Origin of the sequence: Nocardioides sp. (assembly GCF_041600255.1) — a bacterium.
Classification (GTDB): Bacteria; Actinomycetota; Actinomycetes; order Propionibacteriales; family Nocardioidaceae; genus Nocardioides.
This window is the reverse complement of the sequence record NZ_JBFIKK010000083.1, coordinates 1-15,116: the sequence shown is the minus strand read 5'-3', so window position 1 is coordinate 15,116 and position 15,116 is coordinate 1. Positions and strand designations below refer to the sequence as shown.

The window sequence follows — 15,116 nt, the reverse complement described above, 5'->3', positions numbered from 1 at the left end:
GGCGATGCGACCTTCGAGCAGCTTCTTCACGATGACTCCTGGATGTTCTGGGCGGACAGGAAGACGGGGGGCTCTCCCCCGCCGTGGCAGGCGAGCGTGGCGCCGGAGACGTACGACGCCAGGTCGCTGGCCAGGAAGGCGGCCACGTGACCGACCTCTGCGGGGGTGGCCATCCGGCCGAGCGGGATGGTGCGTTCGATGGCGGCGACCCCGGCATCCCCGCCGTAGTGGTCGTCGGTGTGCTCGGTGCGGCACAAGCCGACGTCGATCGAGTTCATCCGGACCTTGGGCGCCCACTCGATCGCGAGCGAGGTGGTCAACGAGTCCAGGCCGGCCTTGGCAGCGCCGTACGCCGCGGTTCCCGGCGAGGGGCGCAGGGCGGAGACCGAGGAGATGTTGACGATCGACCCGCCACCCTCCTGCTGCTGCATCACCCGGTTGGCGGCCTGGGCGACCAGCAGGGGGGCCAGCAGGTTGAGCCCGACGATCTTGTCGTGGAAGCGGGGTGATGCGTCGGCGGCGGCGGCGTACGGCGCTCCCCCGGCGTTGTTGACCACGACGTCGAGATGTCCGTGCTCGGTCACGACGGTCTCGACCAGCGCGCCGACGGCCTCCGCGTCACGGACGTCGCAGGCGCGGTGGTCGGCACCCTCGATCGTCGGGCTCTCACCCCTGGCGCACGTGACGACCGTGGCCCCGGCGGCCAGGAAGGTCCGGGTGATCCCGGCCCCGATCCCCTTGTTGCCGCCCGTGACCAGGACGACGCGTCCGGCCAGGTCGATGGTGAGCGCCATCTCGTTCCTCTCGTCGACGGGTGAACCAAGCAACTGTTAGGCTACCAAGCAAACGTTAGGTTTGTATCCCGGCAGGTGTCAGATTCACTGGTTAACCAGTGAATCCGGCACCCCAGAGCCACCAAGGACACCCATGGGCATCACCTCCGACCTCCGCCCCGACGGCATCCGGGTCATCACGATGGAGCATCCGCCGGTCAACGCCCTGACCGTGCAGGGCTGGTTCGACGTCGCGGCAGCCCTCGACGAGGCGAGCGCCGACCAGGCCACGCACGTGGTGGTCCTACGGGCCGAGGGCCGCGGCTTCAACGCCGGCGTCGACATCAAGGAGATGCAGCACACCACCGGGTTCGACGCCCTGATCGGCGCCAACAAGGGCTGCTTCGCCGCCTTCAAGGCCGTCTACGAGTGCAGCGTCCCCGTGATCGCGGCCGTCAACGGGTTCTGCCTCGGTGGCGGCGTGGGCCTGGTCGGCAACGCCGACTGCATCGTGGCCAGCGACGACGCCTACTTCGGCGTGCCCGAGGTCGACCGCGGCGCCCTGGGCGCCGCCACCCACCTGGCCCGGATGGTGCCGCCGCACCTGATGCGCACCCTCTACTTCACCGGTCGCACGATCAAGGCCGCCGACCTGGTCCCGCACGGCTCCGTGCTCGAGGTGGTCCCCCGCGACCAGCTGGACGACGCCGCCCTCGCGGTCGCCGGCGAGATCGCCGCCAAGGACACCCGGGTGATCCGGGCCGCCAAGGAGGCGATCAACGGCATCGACCCGATCGACGTGAACAAGAGCTACCGGTTCGAGCAGGGCTTCACGATGGAGCTCAACCTCAGTGGCGTCTCCGACGAGCTCCGCGACGACTTCGCGGGCACCGACAAGGCCGACAAGGCGAAGGGCAACCGATGACCAACCTCCCCCGCGACAAGCGGATGACCATCGACGAGATCGTCGGCGAGCTCCGCAGCGGCATGACGATCGGCATCGGCGGCTGGGGCCCCCGGCGCAAGCCGATGGCCCTGGTCCGCGCCCTCCTCCGCTCCGACCTGACCGACCTGACCATCGTGAGTTGGGGTGGAGCCGACGTCGGCCTGCTCGCCCGGGCCGGCAAGGTCCGCAAGCTCGTCTACGCCTTCGTCTCGCTCGACTCCATCCCCCTGGAGCCGAACTTCCAGCGGGCCCGGCAGAACGCCACCATCCCCGAGGTCGTGGAGCTCGACGAGGGCATGTTCCAGACCGGTCTGCGCGCCGCCGCCCAGCGGCTGCCGTTCCTGCCGATGCGCGCCGGCCTCGGCTCCGACGTCCTGGTCAACAACCCCGACATCGCCACCGTGACCAGCCCGTACGCCGCCCCTGACGGCACCCACGAGGAGCTCGTCGCCGTACCCGCCCTCAACCTCGACGTCGCGCTGGTCCACCTCAACCGCGCCGACCGCCACGGCAATGCGACCTACCTCGGCCCGGACCCCTACTTCGACGACCTCTTCGCGATGGCCGCCGAACGCACCTACCTCTCGGTCGAGCAGATCGTCGACACCGCCGGCTTGACGGTCGACACCCCCGTGCAGCGGCTGCTGCTCAGCCGGATGCTGGTCGACGGCGTCGTCGAGACCCCCCACGGCGCCCACTTCACCACCTGCACGCCCGACTACGAGCGCGACGAGAAGTTCCAGAAGGCGTACGCCGCCGCGGCCGCCGGCACCGACGAGGAGTGGGCCGCCTTCGAGCAGCGCTTCCTCTCCGGTGACGAGGACGCCTACCAGGCCGCTGTCCGGGCCTTCGCCGAGGAGGAGAAGAAGTGACCGTGTTCTCGCGCGCAGAGGTCTGCGCCGCCGCCATCGCCGACGCGTTCAAGGACGACGGCGAGATCTTCGCCAGCCCGATGGGCATGCTGCCGATGCTCGGCGTCCGGCTGGCCAAGCTGACCAGCAACCCCGACCTCGTCATCTCCGACGGCGAGTCGCTCTTCCTCGCCGGCGTACCACCGCTCTTCGCCAAGGCCGACGTGGTCGAGGGCTGGATCCCGTTCCGCAAGGTCTTCGACGTGGTGGCCCACGGCAAGCGGCACGTGATGATGGGCGCCACCCAGGTCGACCGGCACGGCAACCAGAACATCTCCGCCATCGGCGACTTCGCCCAGCCCACCCGGCAGCTGCTCGGCTCCCGTGGGGCCCCCGGCAACACGGTCAACAACCGGACGTCGTACTGGGTGCCGAAGCAGTCCGCCCGGGTCTTCGTGGAGAAGGTCGACATCGTCTCCGGCGTCGGCCCCCGGGCCGCCCGCGAGGCCGGACCGGCGGCGTCCCGCTACAACGACATCCACCGGATCGTCAGCAACCTCGGCGTCTTCGACCTCCACGGCCCCGACGACACCCTGCGGCTGATCCGCGTCCACCCCGGCGTCACCGTGGACGACGTGCGGGCGGCCTCCGGCTGCGACCTCGCCGTCCTGACCGACGCCGACGGCCAGGTCGCCACCACCCGGGAGCCGACCCTCGAGGAGCTGATCATCATCCGTGAGGTCCTCGACCCGAGGACGCTGCGCGACCGCGAGGTCCCCCCGGTGGAGGCCAGCGCATGATCGAGCAGCTGCTCCGGACCCCGCTGACCGACCTGGTCGGCGTCCGCCACCCGGTCGTGCAGACCGGCATGGGCTGGGTGGCCGGCCCACGGCTGGTCAGCGGTACGGCGAACGCCGGCGGCCTGGGCATCCTGGCCAGCGCCACGATGACCTTCGAAGAGCTCGAGCACGCGATCGTGGAGGTCAAGGGCCGCACCCGCGAACCCTTCGGGGTCAACCTGCGCGCCGACGCCGCCGACGCCCCGGCCCGGGTCGACCTGCTGATCAAGCACGGCGTGAAGGTGGCCTCCTTCGCGCTGGCTCCGAAGAAGGAGCTGATCGCGAAGCTCAAGGACCACGGCATCGTCGTGATGCCCTCGGTCGGACTCCCCCGGCACGCCGAGAAGGTCGCCTCCTGGGGCGCCGACGCGGTGATGATCCAGGGCGGCGAGGGCGGTGGCCACACCGGCTCGGTGCCCACCACCCTGTTGCTGCCGAGCGTGATCGACGCGGTCGACATCCCCGTCGTCGCGGCCGGCGGATTCTTCGACGGTCGCGGCCTCGCGGCCGCCCTGTCGTACGGCGCCGCCGGGATCGGCATGGGCACCCGCTTCCTGCTCACCCAGGACAGCTCGGTCCCCGATGCGGTCAAGGAGCTCTACCTCTCTCACGACGTCAACGGCACGGTCGTGACTGCGAAGGTGGACGGCATGCCGCACCGGATGCTGCGCACCCGTCTGGTCGAGGAGATCGAGGAGACCAGCCCGGTCAAGCGCCTGTGGCCGACGATGCGCCGCACGCTGGAGTTCAAGCGGATGAGCGGGATGAGCTGGCTCGCGCTGGCCAGGGACGGCCGCGAGATGAAGAAGACCCAGGGTCGCTCGCTGGCCCAGATGGCGCTGGCCGCCAACACCCCGATGATGCTGAAGTCCGGGCTGGTCGACGGGGACACCACCGCGGGAGTTCTCGCCTCCGGTCAGGTGGTCGGCGTGATCGACGACCTGCCGACCTGTGACGAGCTGATCACCCGGGTCGTCACGGGAGCCGTCGAGGAGCTGCGGCGCGCAGCGTCGTACCTGGTCTGAGGCACGAACCCGGGTCTGCACCCGAAGCAGCACGCGCGTCCCGACCACCGGCTAACGTACGAGCGCATGGGGGGTCACGGGGATCAGGGGGCGCCCCGACGCATCTCCCGACGCGCCGCCGTGGCGGCGACCGGCGCTGGGCTGATGCTCTCCCACAACCTCTGGAACCACCTCCCCCGCGTCGGCGAGGACTACAGCTCGCCGCCCCGGGGCGCCGGGCGGAAGTCCCGCGTGGCCGTGGGCACCCAGCTGGTCCACGCCGACCTGCACAACCACACCCTGCTCTCCGACGGCGCGGGCGACCCGGCGCGGGCCTTCGAATCGATGCGCAGTGCCGGACTCGACGTCGCCGCCCTGACCGACCACTCATCGTTCTCCGACCACCTGATCGGCGAGTTCCTGACCGGCATGCTCCCCGCCGAGTACCAGGACGACGCCGGCATCGATGCGGCCGGTTGGGAACGCACCCGGACGCTGGCCGACGAGGCGGACGAGGAGGGCATCTTCACCGCCATCCGCGGCTTCGAGTGGTCCGAACCCCACCTCGGCCACGTCAACGTGTGGTTCAGCGAGCACTACGTCGACATCCTCCAGGCAGGCGTCATGGTGCCCTTCCTGGAGTGGTTGCGTCGCGAGCCCGGCCTGGTGCTGAGCGGAGGCGCGGACGGGCTGGCCGGCTTCAACCACCCCGGTCGTGAGCCCGGCCGCTTCCAGGAGTTCGTCTTCGACCCGGGGATGCGGGACCGGATGGTCTCGCTCGAGATGTTCAACCGGGGCGATGACTACCTCTTCAGAGGCTGGCGACACAGTGGGTCCAGCCCGCTGGTCGCCTGCCTCAACGCCGGGTGGCGCACCGGCCTCAGCGGGGTGACCGACGAGCACGGCGATGCCTGGGGGCACCACGAGGGGCTGGGTCGCACCGGCCTCTGGGTCAGGAAGCACTCCCGAGCGGGGGTGCGCGAGGCGATGACCCGCCGCCGCTTCTTCGCCACCCGGACCTCGGGCCTGAGGGTCGATGCCACGGCCACCCTGCCGGGGACCCACCCGTTCCGGATGGGTTCGGTCATTCCGGTCGCCTCGGGAGTCCTCACCATTCAGCTCGACATCGCCCGTGACGGCCAGTGGCGAGGCCGACCGTTGGCATGTCAGGTCCTGCGCCCCGGCACAACCACGCCGACGGTCGTGCACATCGAGGAGTTCGACGTGGGCGATGTCGTGGAGTTCCAGGTGCCGGTGGACATCGAGGACGGCGACTGGGTGGTGCTGCGTGTCTCGGACCCCTCCCAGCTCAACGCGACCCCCGGGCCGGGGGGTCACCCGTGCAACGACCTCGCGATCGCCTACACCAGTCCGTGGTGGCTCGCACCCGCCTGACGGGGCGCCCCACCCCAGGGGAACACCGCCCGGATGGGCCATGTCCCTCCGGCCTGACTCTCACCATGGTGGGTTCACCCGACTGTCCCGCCGGGCCATTCTCAGGATGTCTGCACCATGACATCAGCACGTCGACGGCTCCAGCCAGCCGCCTCAGGACTCGCACTCGCTCTGGCGCTGCTCGCCCTGGTCGCCTCGGCGGCCGGTGTCGGTTACGCCGCCGGCCAGATCGGCACGTCCGAGATCCGGAACAAGGCGATCACCACCGCCAAGATCCGCGACAACGCCGTCACCGCCACGAAGGTCAAGGACGGCTCCCTGACCGCCAAGGACCTGGTCCGGGAGGAGAAGCAGCGAGTCCCCACCTTCACCAACGGCGGCGAGGGTGACTGCGTGTGGCAGCCCGGCGACGCGGTCCTGCCCGGCCTCGGCGGGCCCACCTACCGGATGGATCGCTTCGGTCGAGTGGTGCTCACCGGAGTCGCGATCGCCCAGGACGGAGCCGGTGGCGACGGGACGTGCAACGCCGAGCCCGGTCAGTACACCGACGGCATCGCGTTCATCCTGCCGCCGGCCTACCGTCCCGCCAAGACCCTCCTCTTGACTCTCGGCACCGAGACGATGGTCGTCGCCGGACCGGGCGGACTGGTCTCGGGTGCCGTCAGCCTGCCCCCGGGCTCTGTCTGGAGCAGCGGCAGCGCCATCATCCTGGACACCATCACCTTCGAGCCGGTGGGCTCGAAGCTCGTGGCCGGCAGGCCGGGCGCGAAGCCGACCCACCCGGGACTCGCCCGGCAGCTGGGGCTCGGCTAGATCGAGCGCTGGAACGAGACGCCCCGCCCCATCACCTCGTAGCCGAGCAGCTCGTTGACCTCGATCATGTGGTCGTTCGAGGCGGCGTTCCAGGTGTCGATGGTGGCGATCTGGGGCTGGGCCTCGTGCAGCCACCGGAGCATGTCGAGCTTGAGTAGCAGACCGAGCCGGTGGCCGCGGTGCTCACGCACCACGGAGGTGTCGTGCTGCTCGGCCAGCCACGGACGCTCGCCGTCGACCGCGACCACCGTCTGACCGGCGAAGGCACCGCTGTCCCGGTGCCGGGCGAAGACCCGGTGCAACGTCCCCCGGGCGGCCTGCGCCTGCTCGTAGGCGCGGATCCGTTCGGGAGGGTAGGCCTCGTCCTCGATGTCGAGGTCGTCCGTGGGTGCGTCGTTGATCGCGGCCGCCATCACGGCCATCGCCGCGAGCTCGTTCTCGGGCACCGGGCCGAGCAGGCGCTCGAGGACGTAGTCGGCAGCGTGCGGCAGCGCGGCGTCGTACTGCTCGTCGAGCGCGGCCCGGTCCAGGCGGTCGAGGTGCTGACGGCGGTTCACGTCGGCGGCCTTCGGGGCCAGGCCGTGCCGGGCCGCGAAGGCGTGGACCGGGGCGAGGTCCCAGCCGTCGATGCCGACGCTGGTGCGGCCCTCACGGCGGGCGCGCGCGACCAGGTGCTCCAGCAGGGCGCTGCCGTGACCGCGGCGTCGGTGACCGGGGTGCACCTCGATGTTCAGCCACGCCAGGTGGTGGTTGTCGTAGCGACTGGTGAAGTACTGGCCCAGCGCGACGGTCTCGCCCTGCTCACGTGCGAGGTACGCCGTGCCCGGCTCGAGGTCCCAGCCGTAGCGCAACTGCCCGACGGCCTCGACCTCGGTCATCTCGTGGTCCCACGGTGAGTCCGCCTCGCGAACGGCGTTGCTCACCGCCACGAAGTCGGCGACGCCGGCGGTGTCGTCCGCGCTGAGCTCCGAGATCTCCACTCCCCCAGCATGCAGCAGGGCCGGCGCCCGGGGAATCGGATATCGCCGCGACCCGCTACAGGCGCTCGATGATCGTGACGTTGGCCTGTCCGCCGCCCTCGCACATCGTCTGCAGTCCGTAGCGACCGCCGGTGCGTTCGAGCTCGTTGAGCAGCGTGGTCATCAGCCGGGTGCCGGTGGCGCCGATCGGGTGGCCCAGGGCGATCCCGCCACCGTTGACGTTGACCTTCTCGTGCGGTGCCCCGGTCTCCTTCATCCAGGCCAGGACCACCGAGGCGAAGGCCTCGTTGCACTCGAAGAGGTCGATGTCGTCGACGGAGAGGCCGGTACGGGCCAGTGCGTGCTTGGTGGCGTTGATCGGGCCGGTCAGCATCCAGATCGGGTCGTCGCCGCGGACGCTGAGGTGGTGGATCCGGGCCCGCGGGGTCAGCCCGTGCTCGGCCACGGCCCGCTCGGAGGCGATCAGCATCGCCGTCGAGGCGTCGCAGATCTGCGAGGCGACGGCGGCGGTGATCCGACCCCCGGGGGCCAGCGGCTGGAGGCCGGCCATCTTCTCCAGCGACGTCTCCCGCGGACACTGGTCGGTGTCGAAGACGGTGCCGTCGGCGAGGGTCACCGGCTCGATCTCGGAGACGAAGCGACCCTCGGCGATCGCGGTGCGGGCCCGCTCGTGCGAGGCGAGCGCGAACTCCTCCATCTCCAGGCGGGAGATGTCCCACTTCTCGGCGATCATCTCGGCCGAGTTGAACTGCGACACCTCGACGTCGCCGTACCGCTCCACCCAGCCGGGCGACTCGGCGAACGGCGTGGTGAAGCCGTACTGCTGGGCCACCAGCATCGCCGCCGAGATCGGGATCGCGCTCATGTTCTGCAGGCCACCGGCGACCACCAGGTCCTGGGTGCCGGACATGACGCCTTGCGCAGCGAAGTGGACCGCCTGCTGCGAGGAGCCGCACTGGCGGTCGATGGTCACCCCCGGCACGTGGTCGGGCAGCCCGGCCACCAGCCAGGCGGTCCGGGCGACGTCGCCTGCCTGCGAGCCGATCGTGTCGCAGCAGCCCATGATCACGTCGTCGACGAGGCCCGGGTCGACCCCGGTCCGACGCATCAACGCCGAGAGTGCGTGCGCGCCGAGGTCGGCGGAGTGCATCGAGGCGAGCGCGCCGCCGCGCTTGCCGACAGGGGTACGGACTGCGTCGATGAGGTAGGCCTCAGGCATGGGCGATCCCGTCCAGGAGAATGGTGAGGTACTGGTCTGCGACAGCGGTGTGCGTGAGCTTCTTGCCCGGGCGGTACCAGCGCACGGCCACCCAGACGGTGTCGCGGATGAAGCGGTAGGTCAGCTCGATGTCGAGGTCGGAGCGCAGGGCGCCGGAGCGGACCCCCTCGGTGAGCAGGGTGATCCAGACGTCGCGGGACTGGGCGTTGCGCTCGGCCAGGTAGGCGAACCGGTCGAAGGTGCCGAGGTAGTCGGCCTCGTTCTGGAAGATCGCCACCTCGTGCCGGTGCTGGTCGATCGCCTCGAAGCTGAGCCGGACCGCGCGCTCGATCTTGCTGCGGGCGTCGTCGTCGCTGGCGAGCACCTCGTCGTACTTGGCGAACAGCTCGTCCTGGAAGGACGTGAGGATCTCGTCGACCATCGACTCCTTGGAGTCGAAGTGGTGGTACAGGCTCCCCGACAGGATCCCGGACGCCTCGGCGATGTCGCGGACCGTGGTGTTCTTGAACCCCTTCTCGGCGAACAGGCCGGCCGCGATCGCGAGCAGCTCGTCGCGCCTAGGCATGCTGGCTGCTCACGGAGACGACCTCACCGGTGAGGTACGACGCGTAGTCGCTGGCCAGGAAGACCATCACGTTGGCGACCTCCCAGGGCTCGGCGGCCCGGCCGAATGCCTCGCGCTGCTTCAGCTCGTGCAGCAGCTCGTCCGAGGTGACCTTGGCCAGGAACGGGTGCATCGCCAGGGACGGGGAGACCGCGTTCACCCGGATCCCGTGCGGCGCCAGGTCCAGGGCGGAGCACCGGGTCAGCGCCATCACGCCGGCCTTGGCCGCCGCGTAGTGCGCCTGCCCCTCCTGGGCCCGCCACCCGATCACCGAGGCGTTGTTGACGATCACGCCCTTCCTGCCCGCGGCCACCATCCGCTGGCCGGCGGCCCGGACACAGCGGAAGGTGCCGGTCAGCGTGATGTCCAGGACCCGCAGCCACTGCTCGTCGGTCATTTCCAGGATGCTCGCGGTGCCGCCGAGGCCGGCGTTGTTGATCATGATGTCGACGCCACCGAACTCGTCCGCGGCGTCGAGCAGCGCGGCGACCTGCTCCTCGTCGGTGACGTCGCAGACCAGCTGCCGCACCCGCTCGGCGCCGAACTCGGCTGCCAGCGCCTCCTCGGCCTCGGCCAGCCGGCGGGCGTGGGTGTCGGAGAAGACGACCGCCTTCGCGCCCTCCTCCAGCGCCCGGCGCACGACCGAGGCGCCGATCCCTGCGCCCGCCGCGGCAGTCACCACGACCACCTTGCCGGCCAGCAGGTCGTGGCCCGGGACGTAGTCGGGGGTGGGCTGTTCGGGACGAGTCGCCGTCATCTGCCGGCTCCCTTCGGTTCGCGGGGAAGCCCGAGCACGCGCTCGGCCAGGATGTTGCGCTGCACCTCGTCGCTGCCGCCGTAGATCGAGTCGGCGCGGGCGAAGAGGAAGAGTCGTTGCCATTCGGTCAGGTCGTAGGACCCGGGGGCGTCGGTGCCGGACGGGTTCGGGCGTGCGGTCAGCCCGTCCGCTCCGGCGACCGCCATCGCGATCTCGCCGAGCTCCTGGTGCCAGCGGGCCCAGACCAGCTTGAAGATCGAGCCGGCGCCGCCGCCCGCCGACGAGTCCTCGCCACCGGTCACCGCCGACAGCCCCCGCAGGGCGTTGACCCGCATCACCTCGAGCTCGACCTTGGCCCGCGCCAGCCGGTCCGCGATCACCGGGTCGTCGATGCTGCCGTTGCTGCGGGCCAGCCGCACGACGCCGTCGTACTCCCGGGCGAAGCCGACCACCTGCCCGAGCGTGGAGACTCCGCGCTCGAAGCCCAGCAGCCCCATCGCCACCCCCCAGCCCCGGCCGACCTCGCCGACCACCAGGTCGGCCGCGGTGGTGGCGCCCGTGAAGAAGACCTCGTTGAACTCCGAGCCGCCGGTCAGCTGCTCGATCGGGCGGACCTCCACCCCGGGCTGGTCGACCGGGACGAGCAGGAAGGAGAGCCCGTGGTGACGCTGGGAGCCGGGCTCGGTGCGGGCCACCACGAAGATCCAGTCGGAGGTGTGCGCGTTCGAGGTCCACACCTTCTGGCCGTCGATCACCCACTGGTCGCCCTCGAGGCGAGCCTTGGTCTGGACGTTGGCCAGGTCCGAGCCGGCGCCGGGCTCGGAGTAGCCCTGGCACCACAGCTCCTCGACCGCGACGATCGGCGGCAGGAAGCGGCGCTTCTGCTCCTCGGTGCCGAAGGCGATCAGGGTGGGGCCGAGCAGCTCCTCCCCGAGGTGGTTCACCCGGGCGGGAGCGTCGGCGCGGGCGTACTCCTCGTGGAAGATCACCTGGTGCAGCAGGGAGAGCCCGCGGCCGCCGTGCTCGGTGGGCCAGCCCAGGCAGGTCCAGCCGTGGGCGGCCAGGTGGCGGTTCCACGCCAGCCGCTCCTCGTGGGCCTCGTGGTCACGCCCGGCGCCGCCGAGGCCCTTGAGGGCCGCGAAGTCGCCGGTCAGGTGCTCGGCCAGCCAGTCCCGCACCTCGGCACGGAAGGCCTGGTCCGCCTCGGAGTAGGTCAGGTCCACGGGTGGTAGCCTACCAAGCAATTGTTTGGTTGGGACACAGGAGTGCTGATGGATCAGACGCTGCCCGGGATCCTCCGTGCCGCCGCCCAGCGGTACGGCGACCGCCCGGCGTACGTCGAGGACGGCGAGACGCTCAGCCACGCCGACGTCCTCGAGCACGTGCGCACGATCGCCCGCGGCTACCTGGCCCACGGCCTCCAGCCCGGCGAACGGGTCTGCCTCTGGGGACCGAACAGCATCGACTGGGCGCTGGCCGCCCTCGCGATCACCTACGCCGGCGGCGTGGTGGTCCCGATCAACTCCCGCTACACCGCCCACGAGGCCGCCGATCTGATCGAGCGGACCGCGGCCCGCCTGGTCCTGGTCGCGGACGGCTTCCTGGGTCGCAGCCAGATCGCCGACCTGCGAGCCGCCGGAGAGCTCGGCTCGGTCGCGGCGGTGATCGACCTGGCGGACGTCCGCGACCTGCCCGGCGCCTCCGTCTCGCCGGCGTACGTCGAGGCGCGCGCCGACGCGGTCTCCCGCGACGATGTCGCGGACATCCTGTTCACCTCCGGCACCACCGGCCGCTCCAAGGGGGCGATGAGTGCCCACCGGCAGACCATCGGGGTCGCCGACGCCTGGGCCGAGCTGGGTGGCGTCACCAGCGACGACCGCTACCTGGTGGTGAACCCGTTCTTCCACTCCTTCGGCTACAAGATCGGCATCGTCGTCGGACTGCTGACCGGCGCGACGCTCTATCCGCTGCCGACGTTCGACCTCGAGGTCACCATGCGCCTCGTCGAACGCGAGCGGATCACCGTGCTGCCGGGCGCCCCGACGATCTACCAGTCGTTGCTCGGCGCACCGGGCCGCGCCGAGCGCGATCTCACCTCGCTGCGGCTGGCCGTCACCGGCGCGGCCGTGGTGCCGGTCGTGCTGATCGAGCGGATGCGCGCCGAGCTCGGGATCGACCAGGTGGTCACCGCGTTCGGGATGACCGAGGCGGTGGTGGCCACCATGTGTCGCCCGGACGACCCGGCCGACCTGGTCGCCACCACCTGCGGCCGGGCCATCCCCGGCATGGAGGCCCGGATCGCCGACAACGGCGAGCTCCTGCTGCGTGGGGAGTACGTGATGCTCGGCTACCTCGACGACGAGGCCGCCACCGCCGAAGCGATCGACGCCGACGGGTGGCTGCACACCGGCGATGTCGGGACCCTCGACGCGTCCGGCAACCTGACCATCACCGACCGGCTCAAGGACATGTACATCTCCGGCGGCTTCAACGTCTACCCGGCCGAGGTCGAGCAGGCGCTCGCCCGGCTGGACGGGGTCGCCGACGCCGCCGTGATCGGCGTACCCGACGAGCGGATGGGCGAGGTCGGCAAGGCCTTCGTGGTCCGCGCCGCCGACACCACCCTGACCGAGGACGACGTGATCGCCTTCTGCAAGCAGCGCCTGGCCAACTTCAAGGTGCCCCGGCACGTCGAGTTCACCGACGCACTCCCCCGCAACCTGTCGGGCAAGGTGCTCAAGACCCAGCTGAGGAGCTCCTGATGGACCTCACCCTGTCCGAGTCCGAGCTGGCCTTCCAGGCCGAGGCGCGGGAGTGGCTGGCCGCGAACGTGCCGGCCGAGCCGCTGCCCTCGATGGACACCGAGGCCGGCTTCCGGGCCCACCAGGAGTGGGAGGCCACGCTGGCCGCGGCGCGCTGGTCGGTCGTCTCCTGGCCCCGCGAGCACCACGGCCGGGAGGCCTCGCTGGTGGAGTGGGTGATCTTCGAGGAGGAGTACTACCGCGCCGGTGCTCCCGGACGCGTCTCGCAGAACGGCATCTTCCTGCTGGCCCCGATCCTCTTCGACCACGGCACGCCCGAGCAGCAGGCCCGCTTCCTGCCCTCGATGGCGACCGGCGAACAGGTCTGGGCGCAGGCCTGGTCCGAGCCCGAGGCGGGCTCCGACCTCGCCTCGCTGAAGTCCACCGCGACCCGGGACGAGGCCCGCGGCGGCTGGCTGCTCAACGGCCAGAAGACCTGGTCCTCGCGGGCCTCCTTCGCGCACTGGGGCTTCGGGCTCTTCCGCTCCGACCCGACCGCGCAGCGCCACCAGGGCCTGACCTACTTCCTCTTCCCCCTCGACGCCGAGGGCGTCACCGTTCGTCCGATCGCCCAGCTCGACGGCGAGGCCGGGTTCGCGGAGATCTTCTTCTCCGACGTCTTCGTGCCGGACTCCGACGTCCTGGGTGCCCCCGGCGACGGCTGGCGGGTCGCGATGAGCACCGCCGGCAACGAGCGCGGGCTCTCGCTGCGCTCCCCGGGCCGGTTCTGCGCAGCGGCCGACCGGCTGGTCGAGCTCTGGCGGTCGCACGGTGACGGTGTGCCGAGCGCCGCCGACGCAGTGGTGGACGCCTGGATCAAGGCCCAGGCCTACCGTCTCTACACCTGGGGCACGGTGACCCGACTGGCCGCCGGGGGCGACATGGGTGCCGCCGGCTCGGTGAACAAGGTCTTCTGGTCCGAGCTCGACATCGCCCTGCACGAGACCGCGCTCGACCTGCTCGGCCCCGAGGCGGAGCTCGACTCCAGCTGGCTCGACGGCTACACCTTCTCGCTCTCCGGCCCGATCTACGCCGGCACCAACGAGATCCAGCGCAACATCGTGGCCGAGCGGATCCTCGGTCTTCCCCGCGAGATCAAGGCGGCCGGCCGATGAAGTTCGAGCTCACCGAGGACCAGCGAGACTTCGCCGCCTCCCTCGACTCCCTGCTCGCCGCCTCCGACACCGTCGCCGCGGCGCGTGCCTGGGCCGACGACGACACCACCCCCGGGCGTGCCCTGTGGGGTCGCCTGGCCGAGCAGGGGGTGAACGGACTGCTCATCCCCGAGGACGCCGGCGGCCTGGGCGCGAGCGCCGTCGAGCTCGTGATCGCGTTCGAGGCGCTCGGACGGTACGCCGTGCCCGGGCCCTGGGTGGAGTCGGCTGCGTTCCTGCCCGCCGCCGTCGCCTCACCGGAGCTGCTCGGCGCCCTGGCCGACGGCGCGGTGGGCTCGGTGGCGACGCCGCCGCACACGCCGTACGCCCTCGACGCGGACGTCGCCGAGCACCTCTTCCTGGCCGCGGACGGCCTGCTGGCCAGCGCCGTGCCGGGCGAGCGTCGGACGGGGGTGGACCGCACCCGCAGGCTCTTCCGGGTCACCCCGACCACCGACTCGACCTCCCACGAGATCGGCGACCTGGCTGCCGCCTTCGACCTCGCGGCGCTGGCCACCGCCGCCCAGCTGCTCGGGTGCGGGGAGCGGCTCCTGGCCGACTCGGTGAGCTACGTGAAGCAACGCAGGCAGTTCGGCCGCGAGATCGGCTCCTACCAGGCGATCAAGCACGCGCTGGCCGATGTCCGGATCGCCCTCGACTTCGCCCGGCCGCTGGTGCAGGGCGCCGCCCTCAGCCTGGAGCCACGGGAGGTCTCGGCCGCCAAGGTCGCGGCCGCCGATGCTGCCTACCTCGCCTCGCGCACCGCCCTGCAGGTGCACGGCGCGATCGGCTACACCGCCGAGTTCGACCTGAGCCTGTGGATCACCAAGGTCCGGGCACTGGTCACCGCCTGGGGCACCCCTGCCCACCACCGGGCCCGGATCCTGGACTCCCTGGTCGGAGCGCGCTGATGGAGTTCGCGTTCACCGAGGAGCAGACCGAGCTCGCCACCACCGTGCGGGCCCTGCTGGCCAAACGGG

The 15,116-nt window shown here is 71.2% G+C and carries 15 protein-coding genes; 9 read left to right on the top strand and 6 right to left on the bottom strand.

The features are described from left to right. Positions 1–26 precede the first annotated feature (26 nt). Complete coding sequence (locus ABZE72_RS10955) at positions 27–794, bottom strand: SDR family oxidoreductase (RefSeq protein ID WP_372729062.1); 768 nt, start codon at positions 792–794, stop codon at positions 27–29. Positions 795–927: 133 nt separating this feature from the next. On the opposite strand from ABZE72_RS10955, the gene ABZE72_RS10950 reads away from it, so the two are divergent. The 6 genes from ABZE72_RS10950 (at position 928) to ABZE72_RS10925 (ending at position 6,621) form a co-directional block, all read left to right on the top strand. Further along, positions 928–1,698 carry an enoyl-CoA hydratase family protein gene (locus tag ABZE72_RS10950; protein ID WP_372729061.1) on the top strand — a complete coding sequence of 257 codons (771 nt, stop codon included), beginning with the start codon at positions 928–930 and terminating at the stop codon, positions 1,696–1,698. Continuing rightward, positions 1,695–2,591, top strand: a complete 897-nt coding sequence (locus ABZE72_RS10945; protein WP_372729060.1) for a CoA transferase subunit A — start codon at positions 1,695–1,697, stop codon at positions 2,589–2,591. The genes ABZE72_RS10950 and ABZE72_RS10945 overlap by 4 nt, the downstream gene beginning before the upstream one ends. Then, a complete protein-coding gene (locus ABZE72_RS10940; protein WP_372729059.1) occupies positions 2,588–3,370 on the top strand; it encodes a CoA-transferase subunit beta in 783 nt (260 codons plus the stop codon). Before ABZE72_RS10945 ends, ABZE72_RS10940 begins: the two co-directional genes overlap by 4 nt. Continuing rightward, positions 3,367–4,434 carry an NAD(P)H-dependent flavin oxidoreductase gene (locus ABZE72_RS10935; protein WP_372729058.1) on the top strand — a complete coding sequence of 356 codons (1,068 nt, stop codon included), beginning with the start codon at positions 3,367–3,369 and terminating at the stop codon, positions 4,432–4,434. The genes ABZE72_RS10940 and ABZE72_RS10935 overlap by 4 nt, the downstream gene beginning before the upstream one ends. Before the next feature lie 66 nt (positions 4,435–4,500). Further along, positions 4,501–5,808, top strand: coding sequence for a CehA/McbA family metallohydrolase (locus ABZE72_RS10930; protein ID WP_372729057.1), 1,308 nt, complete (start codon positions 4,501–4,503; stop codon positions 5,806–5,808). 117 nt (positions 5,809–5,925) lie between these two features. Next, entirely contained in the window at positions 5,926–6,621 is a 696-nt protein-coding gene (locus ABZE72_RS10925; RefSeq protein ID WP_372729056.1) for a hypothetical protein, read from the top strand. On the opposite strand, the gene ABZE72_RS10920 is transcribed toward ABZE72_RS10925, so the two are convergent. Genes ABZE72_RS10920 through ABZE72_RS10900 form a run of 5 tightly spaced genes read right to left on the bottom strand, consistent with a single transcriptional unit; the run spans position 6,618 to position 11,404 of the window. Continuing rightward, positions 6,618–7,601: an N-acetyltransferase family protein gene (locus ABZE72_RS10920; protein ID WP_372729055.1), complete on the bottom strand. Its 984-nt coding sequence runs from the start codon at positions 7,599–7,601 to the stop codon at positions 6,618–6,620. The two genes, ABZE72_RS10925 and ABZE72_RS10920, sit on opposite strands and share 4 nt — an antisense overlap. A 55-nt stretch (positions 7,602–7,656) precedes the next feature. Further along, positions 7,657–8,820, bottom strand: a complete 1,164-nt coding sequence (locus tag ABZE72_RS10915; protein WP_372729054.1) for an acetyl-CoA C-acetyltransferase — start codon at positions 8,818–8,820, stop codon at positions 7,657–7,659. Continuing rightward, the gene (locus ABZE72_RS10910; protein WP_372729053.1) at positions 8,813–9,385 is read right to left on the bottom strand and encodes a TetR/AcrR family transcriptional regulator; all 573 of its coding nucleotides are present in this window, start codon (positions 9,383–9,385) and stop codon (positions 8,813–8,815) included. Before ABZE72_RS10910 ends, ABZE72_RS10915 begins: the two co-directional genes overlap by 8 nt. Further along, the gene (locus tag ABZE72_RS10905) at positions 9,378–10,181 is read right to left on the bottom strand and encodes an SDR family oxidoreductase (RefSeq protein ID WP_372729052.1); all 804 of its coding nucleotides are present in this window, start codon (positions 10,179–10,181) and stop codon (positions 9,378–9,380) included. The genes ABZE72_RS10910 and ABZE72_RS10905 overlap by 8 nt, the downstream gene beginning before the upstream one ends. Then, positions 10,178–11,404, bottom strand: coding sequence for an acyl-CoA dehydrogenase family protein (locus ABZE72_RS10900; RefSeq protein WP_372729051.1), 1,227 nt, complete (start codon positions 11,402–11,404; stop codon positions 10,178–10,180). The genes ABZE72_RS10905 and ABZE72_RS10900 overlap by 4 nt, the downstream gene beginning before the upstream one ends. Before the next feature lie 48 nt (positions 11,405–11,452). Here ABZE72_RS10900 and ABZE72_RS10895 point away from each other — a divergent pair, with 48 nt between their 5' ends. From ABZE72_RS10895 to ABZE72_RS10885, 3 genes are read left to right on the top strand one after another with little or no spacing between them, the layout of a single operon-like run. Beyond that, complete coding sequence (locus tag ABZE72_RS10895) at positions 11,453–12,943, top strand: FadD3 family acyl-CoA ligase (RefSeq protein ID WP_372729050.1); 1,491 nt, start codon at positions 11,453–11,455, stop codon at positions 12,941–12,943. Then, complete coding sequence (locus tag ABZE72_RS10890; protein ID WP_372729049.1) at positions 12,943–14,097, top strand: acyl-CoA dehydrogenase family protein; 1,155 nt, start codon at positions 12,943–12,945, stop codon at positions 14,095–14,097. Before ABZE72_RS10895 ends, ABZE72_RS10890 begins: the two co-directional genes overlap by 1 nt. Then, on the top strand, positions 14,094–15,047 hold the full coding sequence (locus ABZE72_RS10885; protein ID WP_372729048.1) for an acyl-CoA dehydrogenase family protein: 954 nt from the start codon (positions 14,094–14,096) through the stop codon (positions 15,045–15,047). Before ABZE72_RS10890 ends, ABZE72_RS10885 begins: the two co-directional genes overlap by 4 nt. The last annotated feature ends 69 nt before the right edge of the window (positions 15,048–15,116 follow it).